The sequence below is a fragment of the Candidatus Eisenbacteria bacterium genome (assembly GCA_005893275.1).
Lineage (GTDB): Bacteria > Eisenbacteria > RBG-16-71-46 > SZUA-252 > SZUA-252 > WS-7.
The window spans coordinates 35664-60143 of sequence record VBOW01000070.1; the positions used below are offsets into that span (position 1 = coordinate 35664).

At 60.2% G+C, this 24480-nt stretch carries 22 protein-coding genes and 1 pseudogene; 15 read left to right on the forward strand and 8 right to left on the reverse strand.

The window, feature by feature from the left end:
• Nucleotides 1-296: 296 nt before the first annotated feature.
• Nucleotides 297-1247 (forward strand): hypothetical protein, encoded by a 951-nt coding sequence (locus E6K76_11565; protein ID TMQ57064.1) that lies wholly within the window; start codon nt 297-299, stop codon nt 1245-1247.
• Between the two features lie 631 nt (nt 1248-1878).
• Here the strand turns inward: E6K76_11565 and E6K76_11570 are convergent.
• A pseudogene (locus E6K76_11570) lies at nt 1879-2939 on the reverse strand (IS3 family transposase).
• Between the two features lie 76 nt (nt 2940-3015).
• On the opposite strand from E6K76_11570, the gene E6K76_11575 reads away from it, so the two are divergent.
• The 6 genes from E6K76_11575 to E6K76_11600 all read left to right on the forward strand — a co-directional run bounded on the left by E6K76_11575 (nt 3016) and on the right by E6K76_11600 (nt 11693).
• A complete protein-coding gene (locus E6K76_11575) occupies nt 3016-4230 on the forward strand; it encodes a hypothetical protein (GenBank protein TMQ57065.1) in 1215 nt (404 codons plus the stop codon).
• Nucleotides 4231-4918: 688 nt separating this feature from the next.
• Nucleotides 4919-5590 carry a response regulator transcription factor gene (locus E6K76_11580; GenBank protein TMQ57066.1) on the forward strand — a complete coding sequence of 224 codons (672 nt, stop codon included), beginning with the start codon at nt 4919-4921 and terminating at the stop codon, nt 5588-5590.
• 111 nt (nt 5591-5701) lie between these two features.
• Nucleotides 5702-6685 carry a hypothetical protein gene (locus E6K76_11585; GenBank protein TMQ57067.1) on the forward strand — a complete coding sequence of 328 codons (984 nt, stop codon included), beginning with the start codon at nt 5702-5704 and terminating at the stop codon, nt 6683-6685.
• Nucleotides 6686-6922: 237 nt separating this feature from the next.
• Complete coding sequence (locus E6K76_11590) at nt 6923-9628, forward strand: hypothetical protein (GenBank protein TMQ57068.1); 2706 nt, start codon at nt 6923-6925, stop codon at nt 9626-9628.
• Between the two features lie 46 nt (nt 9629-9674).
• Nucleotides 9675-10622 (forward strand): T9SS type A sorting domain-containing protein, encoded by a 948-nt coding sequence (locus E6K76_11595; protein TMQ57069.1) that lies wholly within the window; start codon nt 9675-9677, stop codon nt 10620-10622.
• Between the two features lie 396 nt (nt 10623-11018).
• On the forward strand, nt 11019-11693 hold the full coding sequence (locus tag E6K76_11600) for a hypothetical protein (protein TMQ57070.1): 675 nt from the start codon (nt 11019-11021) through the stop codon (nt 11691-11693).
• A gap of 492 nt (nt 11694-12185) precedes the next feature.
• On the opposite strand, the gene E6K76_11605 is transcribed toward E6K76_11600, so the two are convergent.
• The 6 genes from E6K76_11605 to E6K76_11630 all read right to left on the reverse strand — a co-directional run bounded on the left by E6K76_11605 (nt 12186) and on the right by E6K76_11630 (nt 18261).
• Nucleotides 12186-12833 (reverse strand): hypothetical protein, encoded by a 648-nt coding sequence (locus tag E6K76_11605; protein TMQ57071.1) that lies wholly within the window; start codon nt 12831-12833, stop codon nt 12186-12188.
• A gap of 940 nt (nt 12834-13773) precedes the next feature.
• Nucleotides 13774-14193: a hypothetical protein gene (locus E6K76_11610; protein ID TMQ57088.1), complete on the reverse strand. Its 420-nt coding sequence runs from the start codon at nt 14191-14193 to the stop codon at nt 13774-13776.
• A 147-nt stretch (nt 14194-14340) separates the two neighbouring features.
• A complete protein-coding gene (locus E6K76_11615; protein TMQ57072.1) occupies nt 14341-15294 on the reverse strand; it encodes a phosphatase PAP2 family protein in 954 nt (317 codons plus the stop codon).
• 88 nt (nt 15295-15382) lie between these two features.
• Nucleotides 15383-16093 carry a hypothetical protein gene (locus tag E6K76_11620; protein ID TMQ57073.1) on the reverse strand — a complete coding sequence of 237 codons (711 nt, stop codon included), beginning with the start codon at nt 16091-16093 and terminating at the stop codon, nt 15383-15385.
• A gap of 105 nt (nt 16094-16198) precedes the next feature.
• Nucleotides 16199-17011 (reverse strand): hypothetical protein, encoded by an 813-nt coding sequence (locus E6K76_11625; protein TMQ57074.1) that lies wholly within the window; start codon nt 17009-17011, stop codon nt 16199-16201.
• A gap of 539 nt (nt 17012-17550) precedes the next feature.
• On the reverse strand, nt 17551-18261 hold the full coding sequence (locus E6K76_11630; protein TMQ57075.1) for a hypothetical protein: 711 nt from the start codon (nt 18259-18261) through the stop codon (nt 17551-17553).
• Nucleotides 18262-18477: 216 nt separating this feature from the next.
• Here E6K76_11630 and E6K76_11635 point away from each other — a divergent pair, with 216 nt between their 5' ends.
• Nucleotides 18478-18759: a hypothetical protein gene (locus E6K76_11635; protein ID TMQ57076.1), complete on the forward strand. Its 282-nt coding sequence runs from the start codon at nt 18478-18480 to the stop codon at nt 18757-18759.
• Nucleotides 18760-18845: 86 nt separating this feature from the next.
• The gene (rpoZ, locus tag E6K76_11640) at nt 18846-19085 is read left to right on the forward strand and encodes a DNA-directed RNA polymerase subunit omega (GenBank protein TMQ57077.1); all 240 of its coding nucleotides are present in this window, start codon (nt 18846-18848) and stop codon (nt 19083-19085) included.
• Between the two features lie 541 nt (nt 19086-19626).
• On the opposite strand, the gene E6K76_11645 is transcribed toward rpoZ (E6K76_11640), so the two are convergent.
• Entirely contained in the window at nt 19627-20508 is an 882-nt protein-coding gene (locus E6K76_11645; GenBank protein TMQ57078.1) for a helix-turn-helix transcriptional regulator, read from the reverse strand.
• Between the two features lie 255 nt (nt 20509-20763).
• Between E6K76_11645 and E6K76_11650 the strand changes: the two genes are divergently transcribed.
• The 6 genes from E6K76_11650 to groEL all read left to right on the forward strand — a co-directional run.
• Nucleotides 20764-21084, forward strand: coding sequence for a hypothetical protein (locus E6K76_11650; protein ID TMQ57079.1), 321 nt, complete (start codon nt 20764-20766; stop codon nt 21082-21084).
• A gap of 151 nt (nt 21085-21235) precedes the next feature.
• Nucleotides 21236-21973: a hypothetical protein gene (locus E6K76_11655; GenBank protein TMQ57080.1), complete on the forward strand. Its 738-nt coding sequence runs from the start codon at nt 21236-21238 to the stop codon at nt 21971-21973.
• Between the two features lie 377 nt (nt 21974-22350).
• Nucleotides 22351-22806: an Hsp20/alpha crystallin family protein gene (locus E6K76_11660; GenBank protein ID TMQ57081.1), complete on the forward strand. Its 456-nt coding sequence runs from the start codon at nt 22351-22353 to the stop codon at nt 22804-22806.
• A gap of 77 nt (nt 22807-22883) precedes the next feature.
• Complete coding sequence (gene rpoZ, locus E6K76_11665; protein TMQ57082.1) at nt 22884-23174, forward strand: DNA-directed RNA polymerase subunit omega; 291 nt, start codon at nt 22884-22886, stop codon at nt 23172-23174.
• A gap of 375 nt (nt 23175-23549) precedes the next feature.
• The gene (locus E6K76_11670; protein ID TMQ57089.1) at nt 23550-23846 is read left to right on the forward strand and encodes a co-chaperone GroES; all 297 of its coding nucleotides are present in this window, start codon (nt 23550-23552) and stop codon (nt 23844-23846) included.
• A gap of 35 nt (nt 23847-23881) precedes the next feature.
• The coding region (groEL, locus tag E6K76_11675) for a chaperonin GroEL (protein ID TMQ57083.1) at nt 23882-24480 on the forward strand (599 nt) is incomplete at its 3' end.

The following is a 24480-nucleotide window of genomic DNA, read 5'->3' on the forward strand; positions in this document are numbered from 1 at the left end:
AATTCTGACGGCGTCGGACGTCCGACGCGCTCGCGTCTCGGGGGCGATCGGTCACAAGGAGACACCCGAACGGCTTGGGCATTCCAGAATCGAAAAAGACGGTTCTGCAGACGGCTGTGAGACGGCCCCCTGCTAGGCTCCAATGGTTGACGTCCGACCGCGGAGGAGGTGCGCGACGAGATCCCTTTCGTCAGCGTCGGACTCTGACGGCTCGGACACTGGACGCGAATCGGGATGCCGGCCAGCATGATGCAGGCGTAGAATGGCCAGCGTCCCCCAAGACTGAGGTCTCGCGCATGTCGAAGCTGAACCTCCTAGGGCACGATTTTGACGCCGATCATCAGCGCATAGAACGTCCTTCCGGGTCCCTCAAGAGCACCTCCTCCATCCCGCACCAAGCAGGCGAGAGAACAAGAGCCCGTGGTCTTCTGGGCTGGCCCGTAATACTCGCAGTGCTGTGCCTCTACACCTCGGCCCCGGCACACGCTTCGCTGGTGATCCCTCTTGATTTGGAGCAAACCGTGAGGCTCGCAGATATCGTCTTTGCGGGCACCGTGACTGAAGTAACTTCTAAGATGATTCCGAAGTATGGAATTGTCTCGCGCTATACATTTTCCAATCTGAATTTCGCAAAGGGGATGGGAGCGGACCGGCAGTTGTTCCTCACTATGCTCGGCGGGACAGTAGGGTCGCTAACCAGTGTTCCGGACGGAGAGCCGAGATTTGAAATTAACCACCGGTATATCGTGTTAACCACGGAAGGCCTCGGTTCCCCATCCGACTATTACCTGCCGGTGATCGGCGCATCACAAGGGGTATTTCCGGTTCGCGTTGACAAGAAAGTATCTAGGCCCGTTGTGCATGATGCCGAAGGACGTCCGGTCGCCTTCGTACGTGACAACCACGTGGGTGTTGTCACGGAGCCGCCGTCCGCCAGACAACTCAGAGCTCCCACGATCGTAACCACGTTCGATGCAGCAACAGGGTCGTCCCGCAAAGATACTTTGTGGAGCCCGAGGAACGATGAGGCAGCTTCCACCGAGCCGACTCCTCGTCCGAAGCGCACGATCACGGGAATGCTTCCACCTCCTCCTAGCGGGGCGGATCCCAAAGCTGTGTTACTCCGTCAAATCATGCAAGAAGGTCGCATTCCAAGGGAACTAGTTCGGCATGACAAGGACCCAGGTACGCGGATGTCGGAGGAGGAGTTTCTCGATGTCATTCGCGCTTTTGCGAGACAGAAGTAACCGCACGTTGAGAGAAGACCATTCGCTCGTAATACGAGGAATGGTCTCCGGTCTCCTTGCTCTACTCGTTACCAGCAGTTGCTCAGATCAAGCTGCGGGCTACGTTGACGGGTATTCCGATAAGCGATGGCCCACCAAATCGATCGCCTTCAAGATCGACTCCAATGTCTTCTCAAACGCATCAACGCAGTCAGGGATAGGTAGCGGTATCGTCTCCTGGGACAAGACGAACGTACCAGTTAGTAATTTCAGCTTCTCGTGGACGACTAGTACCGAGGCGCCGGGTGGCGGTAACCTTGTAAACAATATTACGGAGGGCACGGTCACAAAAGGGAGGTACGCGGAAACCGTTGCCTATTTGCGCGCAGCTGAGTGGGTGGAAGCCGATATCATATTCTCCGATTTGTCCATCAACTGGGTCGACTCGGACAACATAGCAACTAAGGTCCCAGATTCAGAGGGGCAGTGGAGTGCCCCCCGTTCTTCGGACCAGCGGTTATGACAGGCTCCCCGTCGTGTTGGGGTGAACTTCTGCCTCGCTTCGCTTGAACTCGACCTCGTGGGAAGCCCTCAGAGCCACGATCGCTCCTCGGCCCATCCGGGATATCCCATGGCGGGACTCGGCGCCGATCTCCGCTGGCGTCCAGTAGCCCAGACTGCTGTGCGGCCGCTGCTCATTGTACTCGCGCCGCCACTGCTCGATCACGATCTTTGCCTCTCGGAGATTCGAGAACCACTCCGCATCCAGCTTCTCCCCTCGGAACGTCCCGTTGAAGCTCTCGACGCTCCCGTTCTGCCACGGTTTCCCCGGCGCGATCGTCGCCGTCTCGCTGTGATTCATCATCACCCAGATCTTCAGCGCCCGAGCGATGAACTCCGGCCCATTGTCGCTCCTCAAGACCGAAGGCGCACCGTGCTTCTCGAACAGTCCCTCGAGCACCGCGATCACCCGCGACGCATTCAGGGAACTCGCCACCTCGATCGCCAGGCACTCCCGCGTCCACTCATCCACCACCGTCAGCGCCTTCAGCGTCTGCCCGTTCGCGCAGGTGTCGTGCACAAAATCATAGGCCCATACCTGGTTCGGCCCCGTCGGCGTCAAGACCCTCGGGATCCCCGTGCGGATCTTCCGACGCTTCCTTCTCCGAACGCAAAGCCCCAACGCTCTCCACACCCGCCGCACTCGCTTACGGTTTACCCGCCGACCCTCGCGACGCAGAAGCGCCCACGCGAACCGGTGCCCGTACCGAGGATGGCGTTCCGAGATCTTCTCTAACACCGACCCCAACTCCGCGTCTCGATCCGGCATCCGGCTCTCGTAGCGAAGGGCCGACCGGCTCACCTGAAGCAGCGCACAGGCCCGGCGGACCGACGCCCCAAATCCCACGGCGTAGTCCACCTGATCGCGGCGAGCCCGTGCGCTCACCATTTTTTTGCGTTGATGTCCTTCAGGATATCGATGTCCAGCGCCTGCTGGGCCACTAACTTCTTCAGGCGGGCGTTCTCGTGCTGCAGCTGCCGCAGCTCCGCGGCCTGGCTCGGCGTCAGACCCCCGAACCGCTTCCTCCAGCGAAACAGCGTCGTCTCCGTGATCCCGTGCTTCTTCGCCACCTGGGCGACCGTCGCCCCCTCCCGCTCGCTCTCACGCACGATGGCAACGATCTGCTCCTCGCTGAACCGGCTCTTTCGCATGCAGGACCCTCCTCGGACCGGAGTATCCTGCCATAATTCGTGGCCCTAAGAACGGGGGGCACTCAAGGAGGCGTTCGTGGCCCGGATCCTTCTTCTCATTGCGATACTGCCGATTGCCCTCATCGGGACGCGGTCCGAGGCACAATTCGGCTTCACCGCAGCTCAGTCTACCGGCATCGATCCATCTGTTCGTCTCTCCGGGATGGGGCGTACTGGAACGGCGGTATTGTGGGGTAGCGATCTGAATGACTGGGCAAATCCGGCCCTTCTACCCTATAACCGCGGACTCCGATACGAGCGAAGCAAGACTCAGCTCGTGCCCGATCTGGCGAAGGACGTCTTCTTCACGACCAATCGAATGCTTTGGGGCCGCTGGGGAATCGGCCTAGCTATGGCAGGGTGGCCGATCGACGCGGTCGGAGGGAACGAGGTCGACTACGGGATCACGGTCGTGACTGATGCCAATGGGAACGACGTGGGGAAAGTCCATACGACCGAAGACGACAATACGATTGGCGTCGGCATGAACGTGGCTCAGGCTCTGGAAAACGCGGGGCTCGCACTTGGGCACCATCTGCCGCCAATTGGCCGCTTCGGGGACGTGTCGCTTGGCCATACCTGGAAGCGGGTCAAGTACCACGAAGAGGGAACAGCAGCATTCTTCGGCTCGGCAAGCGTGAACGAGAGAGACCGCGGCTACCTACTCCGCGTGACGCCGTATGATGCGATCGGTTACCCGGGAATGATTCCGGGGCTCGAATCAATCCTCCGCGTGAAAATCGAGGCGAGCTACGGCGCGGCCGAGCAGAACGACGGGGACAGGGTCGTGACGTACAGCACCGGCACCACTCTCCCCGTCATCCAGGATCACCGCCAGGGTAGGGCGTTTCGCGTCGGAATTGCGCTCCCGCTGTCCGTCGAGAATAGCTGGCATAGAGCGGGGAGGACCTGGATCTACGAGCTCCTGACCCCTCTCGTTTCCTATGGCAGCACGTCCGAGCGCTCACAGCGTTACCTGAGGGGCACCGTTGCCGGTGACGAGGTGAACAGGCGTGGTTGGGAAATCACGGTCGCCAACATATTCTCCTATCGGGAAGGCCATGTTGATGATCCGACTAGTACCGTCATAGGGCAAACGTTCGGCTGGGGCATCGGCCTCCACCTTGGGGATCTCGCCGGGGTGCAGTACGACCATGCGACCGTTCCGCAGTCCGTCTACCTGGCTGACGTGAAGCGGAATGGGTTCTCGCTTCACATCGACCCCGTGAGAGTGATCAGTGGGCTCCGTTGAGAATCGGCGAGACCGGGAGGGCTCGAGACGCCAAAGCTCCGACGCTCGCCGCCGGTGCAGAAATACTGGTGTTTTGGGAGGCTCCGGGGCAGAAATACCCCCCGTCTGCCGCTCTCCGGTGCAGAAATGCCGCACGTTTTGGGCGCCTGGGGGCGTTTATGTGGCACTTTTCTCCCCTGCGGGGAGGTCTATGCCGTGTCCGCCGGACTGGCGCAATTCCTAGTTCCGTCGCGTACTAGGCGCGACCGCGTTTTCGCACCGATCCAGGATGCCCGTGTTTTAGCCGCCAAAACTGCCGCTGGGATGCCGGTTCCTTAGCTTGACTGTTCCCAAGAACGCTGGATGGATGCCCAACGCTCGTCTTTTATACGAAAGACGAATGTCGGCTCCGGGCAGCAACTCCATGCACGGACTGGGCGATTCTACCTTGATTCTCGAGCCGCGAAGAGTTACACTGTTAGTCACGTTCTCTCGGGAAGCGCCCCTGCCCGGGGCTGCGGAGATCAGGGTTGTGCGCTCGGGAGTGTTAGCTGCCGCTCTCGCGATCGCAGCTGGCTCAGGATGTGCGCATAAGCCGCCGAACTTCCCACTTGTACACCTTAAAAACCTCTAGTTCGGGAACTTTGGCTTGGTCCCCTCTTGCTATTGGAACGCCGTCCACCATGTGACATGACCAGCAGGGGGTTCCATGGGCGCCAAGAGTCCCCACGGGGCGACGCTCGGAGTCATTTCACCCGTTCGTGCGTACCGCGAGATTCTGCTCTCGGCCATATCCCACAAATTAAATATCGACTGTGCCGACCTTTCGAACCAACAAAGCGCTTCAAAAGACTTCTTTGCCCGAAAGCCGCCCGACGTGATCATCATTGATACGGGTCTTGCAGAACTTCCCGGGATTACACGCAAGATTCGATGCCGGGCCCCTTCAACCCGGATCGTTGCGTTGGGCTTAGAGGGAAGTGATGAACAGATTGTGGCACTTGCTGAGATTGGCGTCGCGGCGTTCGTTCCGCGTCATGCAACCTTCAATGAGTTAATAGCTGTGATTAGGCACACGCTAGATGGGGAGCTGCAGTGTTCCCCAAAGGTAGCGGCAGAATTGGCGCATCGGGTTTCGTTACTATCACGGGGACGCCCGAGGGGATCAGTTCTAGGCCATCTCACCCGACGCGAGCAGCAGGTGCTGAGCTTAATAAGCGAGGGGCTCTCGAACAAGGAGATCGCCAACAGGCTCTTCATCCAAACTGCGACTGTCAAGAATCATGTCCACCACGTTCTTGCGAAACTGAAGGTCCCGAGCCGGTCGGAAGCCGCGGCCATGCATCCCGGCACTCCATTGCGTGATAACCGGAAGGGGTAAGTGGAAGGCGCCGGGTTCGTTCCATCACTCGACTACGTGGACCGCACGGTTCGTTCGTGTGTATATTGCTACTATCAGCGTTAACAGACGTGTGACTCCACAGGCCCATCGATGGGAGCAAACCCGATGAGGTTACGATGGTTACCTCCGCTCTCTCTCATTCTGGCCCTTGGATGTGATCAGACGTCCCGCTTCCGGCAGCACGATTTCCCCATCGTCGTAGTAGAGTCGTTTGCTCCCTACGGCAGCGTCATTTGGGCAGCAGACGGCCAGCATCTACTTTTTAACCATCGTCCGCTCGCACGGATCCAGGAGATTCCTCCTGGTTCTCACCTGTACTACTACATCGGAGATTCGACAGGCGCTGGAATCGGTGCTCTCGATTTGGCTTCAGAGACAATGCGGCGCGTCTATCCCGCCCAGCTGGGCGGGCTTGAACTCAGCCACGATGGGCAATTCCTCTATTACGAAGCTCAAGGGCAGGTATGGAGAATCACGGTCCAGGCAGACTCTTTAATTGTTGGTTCGGAAATGCAGGTGACGAATTCATCCGAGGGGGCGTTCGGACCGTCGGTCAGCAATTCCGGAACCCGACTCCTCTACTATGTTGGCACTGGGCGAGGAGGCATACGCATCAGCGCTGCATCGGGCGGAGGAGACCATTTCGTCGGTCCGTCGGAAGGATGGATCTCACCAGATTGGCAGCCGAATGACAGTTCTTTCGCATTCGTACGATTCGGCTCGAGCGCGACGAGCATTGCTGTCGTCGACACATTCGGCGTTCAACCTGTGAGTATTCAGGCCAATGCTAATTCACCGAAGTGGTCACCGGACGGCACCCACATCGCATTCCTCTCACGAGGCAGTGACCTCAATACTCGTGACAAGCTCTGGCTAATGAATCGTGACGGATCAGGAGTTCGCCAACTGACTACCGAAAGCGTAGCCCCCGAGTTCAACTGGAGCCCGGACGGCACTCGCATTGCCTACGTACGATTCATCGACAACGATACGTCCTACGTCAACGGAACCATTTGGCTCATCGATCCTATGACCCTTGATCGCTACCAAGTAACATTCAATCGTAGGCCCTAATCAGCTTCGTTTCCTCCGCGTCGGCCCCTCTCTCGGCTTTCCTCTAGCTCAGTTCAATAGCAGGCGCGGACGTGAGTATTTTGGCTGCAACTACGGTCTAGACCGGTCTAGAAGGGAATCACCGGCCATCATAGATCCAAATTGCATCTGTCGGACTATTTCCCCCCCCACCGTCCCGGGCGTTAAGCTTCCCCTCTCATCTGTGAAGGACAGTTCAGTCCACATGCCGACGAAGTCATGCGCGCCGCGCATTCGGAGAATGCTAGCCGTGCCAAGAGAGTCACATTGCATGAAACGTTCGACAATTCAACACAGCGCAAGGGAACCACCGTGCGATCTCCATCCGACCGCGATATCAGCACCTTGGCTCGGCTGAATCCTGGCGCAGTCACTGCAGGACGCCCAATTCCTTCGGGACGGTTCGGGATTGTTCGTTTCAAAAAGAGGAGAGGTGTTCCAATGTTCTCGCGATCAGCCTTGATCAGTGTGACGGTCGCAGTACTAGGAGTACTTGCGGGCGCGGCTGCGGCGGCCGAACGTGATCCCAACTTGGAAATCATAATACAGGTCCGGGATGGTGCCGTAGGTCTTCCGAGCCCGCATGCCGCGGTAGCACCGCAACTTGCAAGTCTCAGAAGTGATTTGCGCGACGTGTTGGCGCATCCGAACGTGCTGCAGATCGAGCGAGTAAGCCCGGATGCAAAGAGGTCGGAATCATACCATGTAACACGCGACGGCCGGGCAGTGCGGACGATCGACATGTCTAATGTCTATCGGATACGAGTTGCGACGTCAGCCATGCGCGAACGGCTCATTGAGCAGCTCCGGGTTACTGAGGACGTTGTCTTCGCTGACCCGAACCAGAGTATCGAACTGCGAAGCCTCCCCAACGACCCCGATCTCAAGCTCCAATGGGCTGTAAAGAATACGGGTCAGGCGTCCGGAAGACCTGGAGCGGATATCGGTGTCGAGCAGGCTTGGGCCTACTCGACTGGCTCACCGCTCGTCCGGATTGGAGTCGTCGACTTGGGCGTCGACCCTCTCCATCCGGAGTTCGGAGGCCGTGTAACTGGCACCACGGGCTCCGATATCCACGCGACCGGTGTAGCCAGTATTGCTGCCGCTGCCGGGTCCAACGCTCAGGGTATGGCTGGTATCGTGTGGAATAATCCCATTATCTCCGAAGTCATAACCCTCTCTGATGCCGCTACGGTTCATGATGCAATAGTCAATGCTGTCGACTTGGGATGCCAGGTGATTGACGTCAGCTGGGGAATGACGAACTATTACACGCTACTTGGGGATGCGATTGCGTACGCATACATGAACCACGTGCTCGTAGTTTGTGCGATGCCGGAGCCTCATCGTGACGGTGAATGGCCGAACAAGTTCCAGGAGATGGGGGTATTGAACGTCGGCGCCCTCGGCAACGATGGAAACGCTGCGACATATTCAAACCAGGCACCCTACGTTGACCTCATGGCACCTGGCGGTAATCGAATTGCCGGGTTGGAAGCCGCCGACATCTATCACGCAATTCCAGTGCAATCGGGGTCCTATGCTTTTGGAAATGGAACTTCGTATGCGGCCCCGCATGTGGCGGGGGCAGCAGCGCTTCTGATTGGGCGTGCCTATCAACAGGGCTGGGCCCCAGGTGATATCTACGGCACCGATGTCCGAGCGTATCTTAGGATCAGCGGAGCTGATGACATCGGGGCGTCTGGATTTGACCAAGCGACCGGGTACGGCAGGCTGAACGCGCGTCGGCTGCTGAAGGAGTTCACGAATGCGTATTTTCAACGATACGAAGCTGTGGGCGGTACTGACCTAGGTGGCCCGCCGAGTCCCTACACCTGCGTGATCCATAATGTCCCCGGTCTCGCTCCTGGAACCTACGCAGTCCGACGGCACGAGGTACAGAAGACAGTCAACATGGGTCAAGCGCACGTTTGGGGTCTGGAGACAACGCAAGGGTGGCCGATTGCCGACCAGGTGCTTCCGGCTTCGCAGCGGGCCCTGTACAACACCGGGTGGTGTGAGCCGGCCGCCTATGGTCCGACCACCGTCACGTTGCGTACATACGTCTATGAGGTGTACACAACCCTGCTAGAGTGGATTGGCTGGTATCCTTGTCAGCCGTCACAGGTTGTGTTCCGGTGGGGCGGGTATTCCCCAGTTGTGGCAGCGCCCACCCTGACCGCGCCGAACGCCTCTCAGTCCTTCTTTGTTCCGGAGGCCGATGCCGTAGCCAACCCGACAGTGGGCACCAATGCTCTTAAGTATTTCTATACATGCCCCAACGTGGACGTCTCTAATCACAGCGCCCGTCTCCACATCGTCGTGCGCGATTCGCTGGGTGCCGGAATCGCGGGGATCGATCCTGCAGAGATATTTGCTCTCCTTAATGGCGGGACGGCGGCTCAGGGGTTTTCGGGCGCCGGGTCCGACTCCGTGATAGCCAATTCCCAGTACAATCCCCTGGCCGCTTGCCCGGACCTGCGAACAATCAGCGCAGATGCCGCAACAGACGCGAGCGGGAACGCATACATCACCCTGATCGGTAGCGCCCCCGGAAGCCCTGGCGTTGGCTTGCGCGACCCCCAGCGCAAGTGGGGCCACTACGATTCTGAGATTCCGGTATATGTGCGCGGTGTGAAGCTCCAGGGAAGGCTCACGAGCGGCTCTGCAAACGGGTCTTACAAACTGTCGATGAAGAACGCAGACCTCGTCGCCGGGCTTACAACCCTTGCAAATCAAGGTGAAGTCGTTAATAGCCTGGATTACAACGATGTCGCCTCCCATGCTATTTATAATGAGCCAGATTCTGCAGACCCATTAAACTGGTGGCGCGACTTTGACAATAGTGGGTTTGTAAACTCAATCGACCTCAATTTCGTGAACGCGCACGCGAATCACAAGTGTGACGTTCCGAACAACCCATGAACGAACGAATCGCGACTGGAACGATGTTTGCGGGAGGTAACCTACTATGAGGAAGACATCGGTGTTATTCCTAGCTTGTGCGGTGATCGTCATGGTCACTGCGCAGAACCCAGCCAAAGCGCAGTATCTGTACGTCGATAGCAACGGCGATGGCCTCTCTACGGCGAGCGACCGGCTAAACGCGACCGGCCCGACAAGGGTCTCGATTTGGCTTAGAACCGATACGAACAAGGACGGATCCAAAGCCGTGTACGCGCGTTCCCCATCTCAACCGCTGACGATGTTCTCCTATGAATTCATCCTTCATGCGGCCGGCGGGACGGTCAAATGGGGCGCGTATACCAATCTCATCGCCACCATGGGGGACGGATTTGGAGAATTCAGCAACGCCACCGATTTCTACACCGGGCACGGGGGCCTGACACCGCTGCCGCCCGGGAAGCACCAGCTCGGGACCCTAACAGTGACGGCCGCCTCAGGTGACCCCCGCCTCTCGTTTGCATCAACGACGTCGATCCGCCCCGACCTCCACACCTCATTCGGATCGTTGTGCATCGGGAAGGACGGCGACCACACGCTCAAGTATACGGATGATCCGTCACAGGTGGGCGTTGCTCCCCAGGAGGTCGCTGGCGACTGGACCGGGGCTGACGGCACGAACGCTCCTGCCGGCGCGGCACTCGCGTCCGGCTTGGAATCGAGTTCCCAAAGCCAAGCACCGCACCCCGATGGAGTCTCGCCAAACCCACTAAACCCGCAAGGGTGGATCACATTTACGATGAAGCTCCCTGGATTCGCACGTGTTACTCTCTTCGACACGAACGGACGTCTCGTGAGGACACTTCTGGACAGGCAGGATCTCGGCCAGGGTACTCAATCGGTGCGCATCGACGGGCTGAATAGACAAGGAAAGCGTCTTGGTTCCGGCGTGTACTTCTACAGGATCGAGACCTCGGAGGGGATGAAACAAGGGAGGTGTGTAGTTCTGAAATAGCGCAATACCTGCCCCTCAATCCGATGGGGTCCGATCTGTGGATGGTCCCTCAAGGAAAGTCGGCGGACGGCAGAGCCTCAAGCCCGAGTAAGCGAGTTTGAAGAGGGTTACGTTCGGGGAGCCAGATCACTGAAACGCGAACTCTTGGGTTCGCGGTGGAGATAGGGGCCCCGGCGCGGGAACGCATCGGGGCCTTCACGTATCTACGCGTCAGGGCGCGGCTTGGCGCAGTGTAGCGGCACGAGTGGGTTTGTTGGCCGCGAAACGGCGTTCCGATGCAGCCTCGGGGACTTGCTACCGGAAGGGCCCATCCGCCACAATGCGGCTCTCTTGATCTCTGGCTCTCTCGTCACCTGAGTGGGTGGGTGCGCGGACCGGAGCGCGATCGGAGGTAGGGTGAATAGACTCGCACTCTTGGTCATCGGGTTGACCCTGGCGCCGACTCATGCCAGCGCCCAGCCGATAGCCGTACCCGACGTGGGTTCGGCCGGGGTCGGTGTCTTCGCCCACCGGACTTATCGGGATTTCAAGCTGTCGAATGGAGACCGGTGGAGTGCACGCTGGACCCGTAATGGCCTACTCGTTCATGCGACGGTTGCGCACCGTGTCGTATTCATGGCGACGGGCAGTTATGAACGCCCGTATACGGATTCGCGCTATCCCGGCAGGATCTACCAAGGGCTAGGGATCGGTGGAGGTGCTACCTTCTACCCCGTCATCGCGGGCGCTTATCGCATCGGGGCCAGCTTCAGGTGGTATCGGCACACCTGGCTCGATCAGTCCATACAGCACTTCGACAAGGCGGCCGAGGGCACCTCAGTTGCCCTGCAGGTCGAACGAGGATTCAAGAGGAGATTACTGAATGCACTCGTTTGGGTCGCGCCTGCATACCTGAGGGACCGCACATCCGAACATCGCGGCATCTATCCTGAATCCGCACTCGCGTCCAGTAACAACCTCGGCGCTATATGCGGGGCGAGCCTCGCCCTGTGGGGGCACCTGGACCCGTACGTGCAGCTTGGAGTCGTGGAACATCTGCAGACTCAGGTTGGGGTCAGCTACATCTACTGAGAGAACCCCAGATCACTGAAACGGGAACTTTCCGGTTCGCGGTCGAGATAGGTGGCCCCGGTGCCGAGAGCTGCCGGGGTCCAGTGCTTTGGCCCTTGGTATGCGATATTGAGGCCCTAGGCGGCCCCGCGGCGGTCGTGGTGGGGGTCACGCTGCCCTGGCAGAACGCCGGCGAGGTGGGTGCCGCTCCTCGATACCTTCGCAGAGCACCTGGCCTCCGACGCGAAGAAGCTGATCGAGGACGAGGAGACCGGGGCGAAGTCCTATCGGTACATCCCGTACGGGTACGAATCACTATTCCCTAGCATTCACCTACGATTGGCTCGCCTCGGAGCAGGAGCGAAGATCATGCGGGGACTGCTTCATCAACGTCTTCGACGAGGATGATGATTCCATGCGGCCCATTATGTGGCCGTATATCCGCGCGATGCGGAACGAGGGCATTGAGTGGCCGCCGCGGCGGGACCGGGAGTTCTAGCGGGACAAGGATACCTAGGGGACAAGAGGTTGGCGGCTCTTGACGGCCTCATACAGGCGCAGGAACCAGTCGTACTTCGGGGTGTGCTCTGGATATTTCTCGCGTAGTTGTGTGACTCTGGTGGCGGCAGAGAATCCCCACATGATGTTGAATGGTTTGACAATCCAGCGTCCCTCGTAGAATAGCAATGGGCGAAGGAAGACATCGGCAGCCAAGAGCTCCTTACAGTCTACCTCGGGCAGAGCAGATGAATCGATGGCGACACATGGGTGCCGTATGGTTTTCTCAAGGCGCGCCGCGACAATCAGCGGCTCACTCACAATGCGGCTCTCGGGGAGCTGTCCAAGCTCGGCATGACGTCCGAAGGCAATACCGCCCCGCAATAGGCAATCGTTAATCAAAGTAGCGTGGTGCAGGACATTCACCGCGCGCAGCAAAGGCCAGGGCTTTGGTGCAACGACGAGGATGGAGTCAGAGACGATCCTCACCGCATCCACCCCTGCGAAGCTATCTGTGCCGAGCCGAAAGAATTCGAGCATGGAATCGTAAGTGCCGCGAGCCGATTCGAAATCACTCAGAACGTGGCTTGACCATCCAAGAATGTCTAGAAAAGCCACGTAGCGTCTTGGCGTTTCGTTGGCGGCCAGGTCGAATGAACTCAAGAGAGCTTTCTCGAGATGAAGAGGGAGATCCTTTCCAGCGGGCCTAACGTACCTCTGCGAACCGGGTCATTCGGCAAGGACCCCGGTGCGCGAGCCGACCGGTTCCAGCACGATCCCGTCGGCGTGTTCTGCTCGAGCCACCCTTACCCGACCCGCCAAGATAACCTCGACGCTCTCTTTATCGCCTAGTCCGTATTGCCAAGAAATGCTGGTGACGATCAGATAGGATCCACCTGCAAGCCGCGAAAACTTGAATCGCCCTTCAGCGTCAGCTGTAGTAAGCAAGCTGTAGTGGAGAACACGAGGTCCCAGCAGATCCAAATCGAATCCACCCTCAGCAATTGACTCGAGCCAGGCCTGAGAAGTGGACGTCAATGGCGTTAAGAGGACTTTGCATCCCGCCGCGCTTTTGATGTCGCCACCCTTGGTTCTCGCGAATCCTTGGCCCGATATGCGGGCCGTACCTCGAGACACATACGGTGCATAAGCCTTGGGGTCAAACGGAGCATGTCGAATTCCTCCATAGGCATCAAGACTGGCCAGGGAAAGGAGCGTCACAAGGGTTGCGAGAGTATTGAGGTGGCTCCGAATTGGAGCGCTAGGAAAAGTGGGACGCCCACCCCATTGCGGGATGGGCGCCTTCCGGTTGTTCAACTCGTTTCCACGCCAGTCCATGTCATGGGCCTCAGATCCTTGGATCTGATGCTGCCGCCTCGGTGACCGGTCCGAGCCTCGCAATTCCCAACCCCGCGCGAAGTGCTCGTACGCACGACAACCGAAAAACGTGGCCGGTCAGGATTGCAGCGTCGGGGATGGATCTACCAGCGCGGAAATGATCCGCGTCACGGCTACCACCCCCTCCCTGGCTCAGAATCAAGCGGCAACGATCGTACGTCTCGCGAGCCTCAGGCACAAGCGCGCATCGGCTCCCAGCGACGGATCACGTCTTGATCCCGCGGAGCGCCGCGTAGAGCTCCTCGTCAGAAGGATGAGTGTAAATGGTGGTCGTGAGCGGACTAGAGTGGCGAGCGAAGCGCTGGGTCAGATAAAGGTCACGCGTGGCCCGGTAGACGTTCGTGATCGCCGAATGCCGGAGCGCATGGAAGGGATAGACGGACTCGAATCTCGCCGCTGCCTGCCACTCCCGAAACACGAACTGGATCCTCCAAGCGGTCCCCGCCTTCCCGACGCTGACGTCGCCCACATTGAGGCCTGCGAGCTCACGGAGCCTGAGCCCGGTGCTGAGGGCCAGCGACAGGAGCGCCCGGTCTCTAGGGGAGCCGTGGGCACGAACTGCGCGTAGAAGGCGCCGCTGCTCGGCCTTGGTGAGCGTCTTGGGTGTGGCGAACTTCGGGTACATGCGGCCCCTTTTCGGCAGGCCCATGTTCCCTCTGTGTTCGGGGGAGTCAAGGGAATGAATGAGAGTTCGGTCCCAGGCTCTATACCCCAGCAGGTGGTCTCGATGCGGGCTCTGGGCCTGATATCCGCGGCGACGGCCCGCGTGCGATCAGTATGTTTCCGCGACGAGGATACCGACGGCGATTCCGACGGTTTCGCCAAGTATGGCCTGCCGCCAGGCACGCCCCGACGGCAGCGCGGTCCGTCGGTCCGCGGGACCGATGTAATAATGCACGAGTGGTACCGCCACGCCCGTAGCGGTGCCGATGAGCCCGCCGGCGATCGTGTCGGAGGGGAAGTGCTGCCCTGCCTCAATGCGCAAGCCCGCCGTCGTGCCCGCCAGGAAGCCACCGACAAATGCACTCCCGACACGCTCTTTCCAACTCGCATCTGGCCGTGAGATGAGGTGATCGGCCATCGCGAAGCCGGCCGAGCAGAACGTACTGATTGCATGCCCCGAAGGCATCGATTGGAAGGCATGATCGGCGCTGACATCGTACGCGGGATTGTTCGGCCGCTGATTGGCGGGTAGATAAGTGAAGGGCCGCGGGCGATCGATGGCCCCTTTCATGACCTTGGATAATCCCTCCGCGACGAAGAGCGCCTCCGCGTACAGGAGCGAACGCCGCAGAGTACTGATCACGCGCGTCCCGGAAGGCTGGGAGGCGAACGCAAGCGCCATGGGATAGGCCAGGGCCGCGTCGCGGAAATAGTCGCTCTGTGTATCGGCGCGCGTGCTGCGCTCGCCGATGACCCCCCGGTCGAAAGACCAGCGGATGTCGCTGGGATCGAGGCCCCCGGGCGGGACGGACCTGCGGGCGATGCTCAAATTCTTCCCTACAACGAGGAGCGTCGCGCCGGCCGCGAGGAGCGGCGCTTCGACCCGCAACCGAAGTTCGGGATGCACCGATTGCATCGGGGCATCGCTTTGGCCTCGGGCTCTGCAGGGGACGCCGAGGAGTGCGAGGCAGATGACCGCACGGGCCACAGCAGCGTACAACACCGAAAGGCCAGGTCTCATCCCAGCCACGCCCACGTGCGGCCTCGAAGATTGGTCTCGCATCTCTCCTCCAGTTCGTAGAAATCACTCGACCTCGCCGCGGGCCGGCTTCAGACGTCCGACGCGGTTTCGGCGCTCCGACACGTCCGACCTACAATTCGATCTCGGCCACGGCCCGCGCCACCCAACGGTCGGTCCGGGGCGTGAGGCCGATTCCGGTGCCGAACTTGAGCGTCAGCTCTTTGGGAAGGGCGAACCAGACTTGAGGAAACACGATGGCGGTGTGCTCGGATGGATCGCCCTTGAGCTCGGTGCCCACGCGCACGACGGTCTCGGCCGGGTAGCGGACGCCCAGAGCGTAGGCGAATGTGATATCCCGCTCGCCTGAGAGCCTGACGGGGAAATCGAGGTTCAGGGTGGTGTTGAGATCGCGCGAGACATCGCGTGAGAGTACGAGGCGAGGGGTGAGCACGTCCTCGTTCTCTACCCCCGTGGAAGCCCGCGTCTCGTGCTCGTACTCCGTGGATGCGGCGACGTCCAGCGGCCACCTTCCCTCCTCGGCGAATCGAGCGCGGGTTTCGATGCGCAGCCGTCCGAACTGGAGACCGTCACCCCGGTGGAAGATCTGTGCGGCCCCATCCGCCATCCAGTGGGATGAGATCCCGTACTCGAATGCGCCCGTATACCAGCCGGCCGTCCGGTGGTCCGTGTCGCGGCGAGCTTCTGCCCATCCCTCGATTTCGACCTCGTGGCGGCCGAGGGTGAGGTAGACGAAGGTCTCGTCCAGATAGTCGTCCCGATGAGCGAAGGTCACGGACGGGAACAACAGGAGAGTTACCACTACCGCAAACGCGCCCTTCATCTGAACCTCGCCGGGATGAAGTGCCGAATACGCTCGAAGACACGGAAGGCTCCGACTTTTGAATCGGAGCCCCCCGAACGCGAGCCAAATTTGATTCTACTTGCGCTACTGCGCCCAAATCACGCGCGTGAGCACCTTGTTTCCACTGCCGAGATCTCGCTCGTAAACATCCGCACGACCGTTCTCAAAATGGACGGGGTTCCCCCAGGCATTGGGACCTCCCATGTCCTCATCCAGATCCTGGCCCGACGAGACGGGGGCGCTGGCGACGGCGGCGGCACCGTCCGAGTGACTGTAGATAATTACTAGCTCGTCGTAGTCGTGCTGGTTCGGCATGGTGTTGTTGCTGGGGTCCGCCGAATAGTCCATGCACGAGCCTCTACCGCAGGCGTCAAGCAAATCGGCGTTGTTGAAGTCCTCGTCCTGGTGGGCGAGACCGAACTCGTGCCCGACTTCCTGGTCCATCACGAAGCTGTGCCAGGCGGGTGTATTGTACTGAGGCGTGTCGAAATAAGTGTCGTTCACTCTGACCGTGCCCTGCGTGATGTGAACACCACTGATCCAGATCTGGGCGATGCCGAGCCATCCGTTGTTGCCGTAGCTCCCGTTGCACACCTCAACCCGTCCCGCGGTAGGCCTACACCTCTTGCCATGACTGCCGCCCGCCGCGACGGTGCACCGTATTGGATTCTGTGGGTTATTGCAGGCCCCGGACGTGATGCTCCAATCCGACGCCGCCGTGGCCAGATAGGGGGTCCAGTTGGCTGAGAGGTTATCGCCAAGCGTGACGGTGAACGGGTTGCTGGCCCGACTCCAGTGATAGCCGTTCCAAGAGTGGGTGGCGTTCGCAGGGCCTGCAGCGATGAAAAGCGTTCCAGAGAGAGCCGCAAACGTGAACAGTCCGAGCATTCTCGACATGGGGAACCTCCTCACGGTAATCTGTCAGCGTCACAGGTCGACCTTTCGAGGTGTCGTGGCTCGCGTTGTGACAACGGCCCGATGCGCTCTTGCGCATCACTTCACACGGGTGCCCTCCTTGTTCACCTCCTTTCCAGTACGCCATAAATGCGCGAGCTGGAGAGATGTTTCCGCCGGGGTGCGTTACCAACTTCCAGCGCGCAACCAACGAGAACCGCTCGCGGGGCGTTGTGGAACGTCAAGGTGTCTGGACCGCCGCCTGGCCACCGCCCGGGTTCCCGATGAAGTCGGCGACCACCATGCCGAATTCCGGAAGCATGACCGAGATCTGGGCGAGAATCCTACGAAGGAGTGCCTGCGGAGTCACATCGGCGCATATCGGAATTTTGTGTCAGGCAACGTCTGACAGCGACAGGGGTACGTTCGGGGAGCCAGCAAGAGAGAGCCTTCGCCAAGCGAAGGCTGTAGATAGCGGCCGGGGCTTTGGAGCGCTTCTATACCCTCAAGTCCGACACGGTCGGCGCTCCGACACGTCCGACCTACAATTCGATCTCGGCCACGGCGCGCGCGACCCAACGGTCGGTCCGGGACGTGAGGCCGATCCCAGTGCCGAACTTCAGCGTCAGCCCCTTAGGAAGAGCGAACCAGGCCTGAGGGAAGACCGTTGCCCTGTGCTCGGAGGGATCACCCTTGAGCTCGGTGCCGACGCGCACGACGGTCTCCGCCGGGTAGCGAACGCCCAGGGCGTAGGCGAACGTGGCTTCTCGGGCGCCTGAGAGCCTGACGGGAAAATCGAGGTTCAGGGTAGTGTTGAGTTCACGCGACACGTCGCGCGAGAGTACGAGGCGGGGGGTGAGGACATCTTCGCTCTCTCCCCCTGTGGAAGCACGCGTCTCGTGCTCAAACTCCGTGGATGCGGCGACGTCCAGTGGCCACCTTCCCTCCTCGGCGAATCGAGCGCGGGTTTCGAGGCGCAGCCGCCCGAACTGAAACTCGTCACCCCGGTGGAGGATCTGTGCGGCCCCATCCGCCATCCAGTGCGATGAGATCCCATACTCGAATGCGCCCGTATACCAGCCGACCGTCCGGTGGTCCGTGTCGCGGCGGGCCTCTGCCCACCCCTCGATTTCGACCTCGTGGCGGCCGAGGGTGACGTAAACAAAAGTCTCGTCCAGATAATCGTCCCGATGAGCGCACGCCACGGATGGCAGCAACAGCAGGATCACCAATGTCGCAAACGCGACCCGCATATCGGTCCTCGCCGGGAGGAACTTGCGAGAAGGGTGGCCGATGTTTGGGCCACCCTTCCATTTCGCCCGCGGGGTCCGCGCCCCTTCCATGGGGGAGGCATGGCGGGTTTCTGAGCTGCAAGGAGCGAACCCCGGAGGGACAGGGCCAGGATACTCCGGTTCCCAGGCCTGTGGGGCGGTCCTCTTTCCGGGCGTCGGATCGCCGACGGTTGTCGGATGACGGACGCGCCGGGGCCGGGAAAGAAGTCGCAAGCGGCGGCGCAGACAGCAGGCCTCGACCGCTCGTCCATTCCAACGCTGCTGGCTATGGGAGATGATCGGCCGGGGCTCGGGAGCGAGATCGCGGAGGCGATTGCGGGGGCCGGGATCAACATCAGCTTCATGGTCGCCCAGGTCGTTGGACGGAGGTATTCAGCCGTCTTCGGGTTCGAGACGGAGGAGGAAGCCCAGATCGCGACCAACTTGATCAAGAAGGCGAGCAAACCGAGGAGGCGGTGAGGGAGGGCCGCACGGGCGCCCGCGGTACGTCGACCCCGCTCGGCAGCGAACTATCTACGCGAATCTCGATGCATTAGGAGGAACCTGTGTCGGACGAAAAGGGCGTGCTTCGGTCAAGCAACATCCCCAACAAGTACGAGCTGATCGTCGTGGCCGCCAAGGAGGCGCGCCGCCTCAATGAGCTCAGCCGCCAGACGGGGCTCAGCCTCGGCGCCAAGGTGACGAACGTCGCGCTCGAGGAAGCGCTCAAGGGCAACGTGCTGTACCGGTACCGCGCCGAAACGGAAGAATTGAATCCGGAGACTCCGGAGAGCACCGAGGAGTAGCGGGAGCGGTCAAACGGAGAGGGGCCGGCGCTTTGGCCGGCCCCGCGCTGCGAGTTACGACTGCTTCGGTGCTGCCGGATTCTTCGGATCCCGCTTCTTCCCGGGCGTCTGTGGGGCCTCGGGCTTCTTCCAGGGTGTCTTGGATGCTCCCGGCTTCTCCCACTTAGTTGCTGGCCTCTTCTCCGGCACGTTTTACCTCCTGTGATTAGGGTGTGGTTGGGGCTCGCTGCGACCCTAACGGAGAGGGTGCGCTCGCCGTCAACATAAAGGGGGCTCGGATCCCGAACGGTTCGGTTCCTAGTCGTTAGGGTAGGGGATTGGTGGAGGGCGTCAATGGACTATTCGGCCAAACACTCCTCGTAGGTCTGGGTCTACCTAACTCGGATATTCGTAGACGTACTTTAAGACTTGGTCTGACGATGCCGAAGTCAGCTCGAGCTTCCTTCTCTGAAGGATCCTTACCAAGGGTGGGCGCCCGCGTTTGTACACCTTCTCGTTCCCCGTGCCATCTTGGCCGTGAGAGCGGCCGCACCCAGAACGCTCAGCCTCCTTGTTTTCTCGCGCCCGCGGATCTGCGAAAATGGAGCGGATCTCTGAGGTTCTGCAATTCCCGATAATAATAGAGTGGGGTTGGCCGTTTCCCCTTGAACCTCAGCTTCTTTAGGAACTCGATTTCGTCCTCGGCAGCATCGCCGCTGAGGGAACGGTCCCGAAGGAATTCTTTGAGCCCCGCCTCTTGCTCGAAGGGTTGGTCTGGCTCTCTTTCAACAAACTCAAATTTGTGAGGGTACCCTGGCGCTAGTCGCCGGTTTAGGACAACTTCCATTCCGAAGCTGGCGAGGTCGATATCCCAGGACTCAATCAGAGGATCCAGAAAGGAGACGCAATTGTCAGCCGACACGGTGAGAATATCGCTGTCCAAGAACTCGAGGACGAAGACTCGTATCTGTTCGTAGCTGCGGCCGCTGAGTCTAGCTACCAGGTGGAGCCAGTTTTCGCTCTCTAATTCTTCCTTGGCAACTCTCTTAACCACGTCCAAGAGCTTTTGTGTAACGAGGCGTTCGACCTCGCCGAAGGGTTCCTTCTCGAAAATTGCGCGTATCTGTCTTTCTTTGAGCGGCGAGCACTTGCGAAGAATCAGCTCGCGAACTTCTTTCAGGAGGGGCGCCGGTCGATCGGTCCATATCCTCTTCAATTCCTCCTTCCTCTGGAGGTCCGCAAGCTTCGAAAGCGTGCCGCCTGGGATTTTCAGGAACCGCTCCATCTTTTCATAGATATCCGTTCGGTCAGGAGCGGGGGGCATCTTCTTTCGAGTCAGGAGCTGGGAAACGTAGGATTCCGTAACTTCGGCGGCAGCCGCCAGGTCTCTCTGATCAAGCTTCAATTCTACGAGTCGCTGGCGGACCGCTAAGGAAACGTCCATTAGGGCCGGTCTCCACTGCGTCAAGTTCTAGGTGCCCAGAACCTTGGGGGGCCTTGACCGTCGGGCCCCGTTCTAAGTCCCCGCTAGGTTAACCTGGAATGATTAAGCAACTAAGATAGTCCCATACTGGACTTGACAAGTAAAGAGAATTCACCTATCTTAGTTAATGGACAGAGGGAGTCTTCAGAGGCGGGCTAGACTAGCTTGGGTAATCTGAAATAACCCCCTTGGCCGCGACAACCTAAGGAGGTTGCCATGTTTGCACGCAGGGTCTCCATGCAATTGAAGCCCAATATCAGCGCGGAGTTGACCCAGAAGCTGGAGAAGGAAGTCATCCCGATGCTTCGGAAGCAAAAGGGTTTCCAGGACGAGATTTCCTTCGTGGCCACAGGCGGCGCGAAGGCATTCGGGATCAGTCTGTGGGACAAGTCCGAGAGCGCGGATACCTACAACCGCGAAACCTATCCGGAGGTCGCGAAGATCCTGGCGAAGTTTGTTGAGGGGACTCCTCTGGTTGAAACGTATGAGGTTTCCACCTCGACCTTCCACAAGATCGCCGCTCCACTGCCGGTCTAAGGTTCATTCGTTCTTGAGGGGGCGGATCGGTGTCCGCCCCCTCGCACTTTCCCGAGAAAAGACTGAACGTGGTCCCCCGAGACGGACGGGAGTACGCAGCTCACAATCGCGATCACGGGGTCACGTGGGAGACGCGAAAGGAGATTCGAGTATGAAGTCGAAGCTGATCTGGTCCATCGTAACTGCATGGGCGCTGACGATGGCGGGGTTCGCGGTCGCACAGACGGGCACCGCAACGCCGCCCGAGGTGACGCCACCTTCGAGCACGCCGGGGGTGGGTACGGGTTCGGAGAACAAGGGTCTCAACACGGCGGAAACCAAGGCCGGGGATCATGCGAAACCTGAGCTCGAAGCGATCCGCACGCGCGCAAGGATGCTCTCCGCGAAGCAGATCGAAGCAACCGAGCCCAAAGTCGATGCCGAGATCAAGAACGTGAATACCGAGGCATCGAAGGAAGGCTCAAAGGTACCCGATCGCCTGGCGAAGCAGCTCGGCATGACCTCCGATGCTCTCGCGGCGGAGAAGGCGCAGTTCAACGCCGGGTTCGGCGAGCTCATGATCGCGCATCTGCTCCTATCGAACGAGAAGAGCACGTCCACTGTGACGCTCGCGGATCTGTTCAAGATGCACGAGGACGGCACGGGCTGGGGCCAGATCGCGCACGGGATGGGACTCAAGCTGGGCGATCTCGTGAGCGCTGCGAAGAGTGAGGGCCGCGTCGCAACCGGGAAGGGCAAGGTGGACACCAAGACACCAAGGATTGGTCCCGAGGGCCAGCACGGCGCGATGGCTTCGAAAGGCGCTGCCGGTACGATGGAACACGGTCAATCGGCTACGACCCCGAGCCATGAGATGGGCGGAGCCTCCGCGGCGGGTCATGGCAAGTAGCGGAATCCTCCCACCAATCCGGTCGCGGCTGCCTATGCGCGGAGCTGCCGGTTCTCCAATGGGCCCGCTGGAGCGCTCTCCGGCGGCCCATCTTTATCGCGGGGTCAACTCCGCAATCGTCTTCTCACCGCTCGGGATCCGCGGCGCGACGCAGAGTCCTCCTGTAGCGGTGTTCTTGGCGCGGCACAAGCGACTCTGCCGCATAAGTTATCGGGCGTGCGACGGAGTGCGATGAGATTACCGAGGTCGTTGCGGCTCTGGGTGAGACAAGTGAGGCCCGCCGCCATTCACCCCAGGAAGCTAGCCTTGGATGCTGTGCATGGCGAGGCGGTCGCATGCACTGCCGTGTTGAGGTCCGCCGAACAGGAGGAAAGACAATGACCCTCGTACGTTGGGACCAACTCCGGGAGATCGAGGAGATGAATGAGCGGCTAAGCCGCGCCTACGGTCGTCAAGTGCTCGGTCGCCCCGCCGAGGGAGGCAAAGAGGCTCTCACGGTGCCGGATTGGGCGCCAGCCGTGGATATCGCCGAGACACCCGAGGAGTTCTTGATCAAGGCTGAACTGCCGGAGGTCAAGAAAGAGGACGTCAAGGTCACTGTGGAGAATGGCGTGCTCCGAATCGAGGGCGAACGCAGGCAGGAGAAGGAGGAGAAGACCAAGAAGTTCCACCGAATCGAGCGGGCCTACGGCTCCTTCCTGCGCACCTTCGTGGTGCCGGACAACATCGACGAGGCGAAGGTCTCGGCGGAGTTTAAGGACGGCGTGCTGAATGTTCACCTACCTAAAACGGAGAAGGCGAAGCACAAGGCCATCGAGGTCAGGGTGGGGTAGGCCATGCCCGCGGCGGCAAAAGGTCTCGCGTCCTCCGCCGCGGAAGTTCCGGAGCGCGCGTCTGTCATGCAAAGGGGGTGGCACGCCAGACCTGCGTTGGATGCGAATCTCATACATCGGGAGGAATCGTGTTGGACGAAAAGGGCGTGCTTCGGTCGAGCAACATCCCCAACAAGTACGAGTTGATCGTCGTAGCCGCCAAGGAGGCGCGCCGCCTTAACGAGCTGAGCCGCCAGACGGGACTCCATCCGGGCGGCAAGGTGACGAACGTCGCCCTCGAGGAAGCGCTCAAGGGCAATGTGCTCTACCGGTACCGGGCCGAATCGGAGGAGTTGCGGGCGGAGACACCGGAGAGCGTCGAGGAGTAGCGGTACCGCGGCGGGTGCGCTTCTGGCAGTGGGTTGCCCCGTTTGGGCCGTTTTGGGGCGGGCCGCCTGTTGGACATGGGTGGGCTGGAAGCCTGCGTGAGTATAGGTTTTAGGTCCCACTGCCTACAAGCCGCATGCCGTTTGGGCAACCTCCGGCGAAGGCGGCCGGGATGGGCGCGGTGGGCGCGACGTGCCGTGATCCCCCAAGCCGGGGTCACGCCTCGGCTTCGCGGAGGGGCGATTCTCGGCGCCCGGCGGGGGCACGGGCCGTGCATCTCCTAGGGATAGGAAGCGGGAGGGACAGGCCCGCTTTGCCCAATTGTCACAGCGAGATTCCATCACACGAAGGAGTGTCTGACGATGGCAACGTCCACAATGAACGTGAAGCCTCTGGCCGATCGCATCCTCGTTCGCCGCCTCGAGGAGCAGGAAGAGAAGCGCGGCGGAATCATCATTCCGGACACCGCGAAAGAGAAGCCGCAGCAGGCGAAAGTGGTGGCAGTGGGTCCCGGCCGCATCACCGATGACGGAAAGCGTGTCGCTCTGGAAGTGAAGAAGGGCGACAAGATCCTCATGGGAAAGTACTCCGGCACCGAGGTCAAGATTGACGGCAGCGAGTATCTGATCATGCGCGAGGAAGATGTCCTCGCCATCGTCGGCGAGTCCAAGTAACCAACGGCGCTTCCTTTGATAAAGGAGTGATGAGAATGGCCGCAAAAGAAATCATTTTCGACGAAAAGGCGCGCCAGGCGGTGCTCGCGGGCGTGCAGACGTTGGCCAAGGCGGTCAAGGTAACGTTGGGACCGCGCGGCCGGAACGTGGTGCTGGACAAGAAGTGGGGATCCCCCACGATCACCAAGGACGGCGTGACCGTCGCCAAGGAGATCGAGCTCGAGGATCGCTACGAGAACATGGGCGCGCAGATGGTGCGCGAGGTCGCGACCAAGACCTCCGACGTCGCGGGCGACGGCACGACGACCGCTACCGTGCTGGCCGAGGCGATCTTCCGCGAAGGCCTCCGCAACGTGACCGCCGGCAGCAACCCCATGGGCATCAAGCGCGGGATCGACAAGGCCGTCAGGGCCGTCGTCGAGTATTTGAAGACGCTCTCCAAGAGCGTCAAGGATCCCAAGGAGATCATGCAGGTGGCGAGCATCTCCGCCAACGGCGACCAGGAGATAGGCAAGATCATCGCGGACGCCATGGACAAGGTGGGTAAGGACGGCACGATCACCGTCGAGGAAGCCAAGTCCATGGAGACGACCCTCGATCTCGTCGAGGGGATGCAGTTCGACAAGGGCTACAT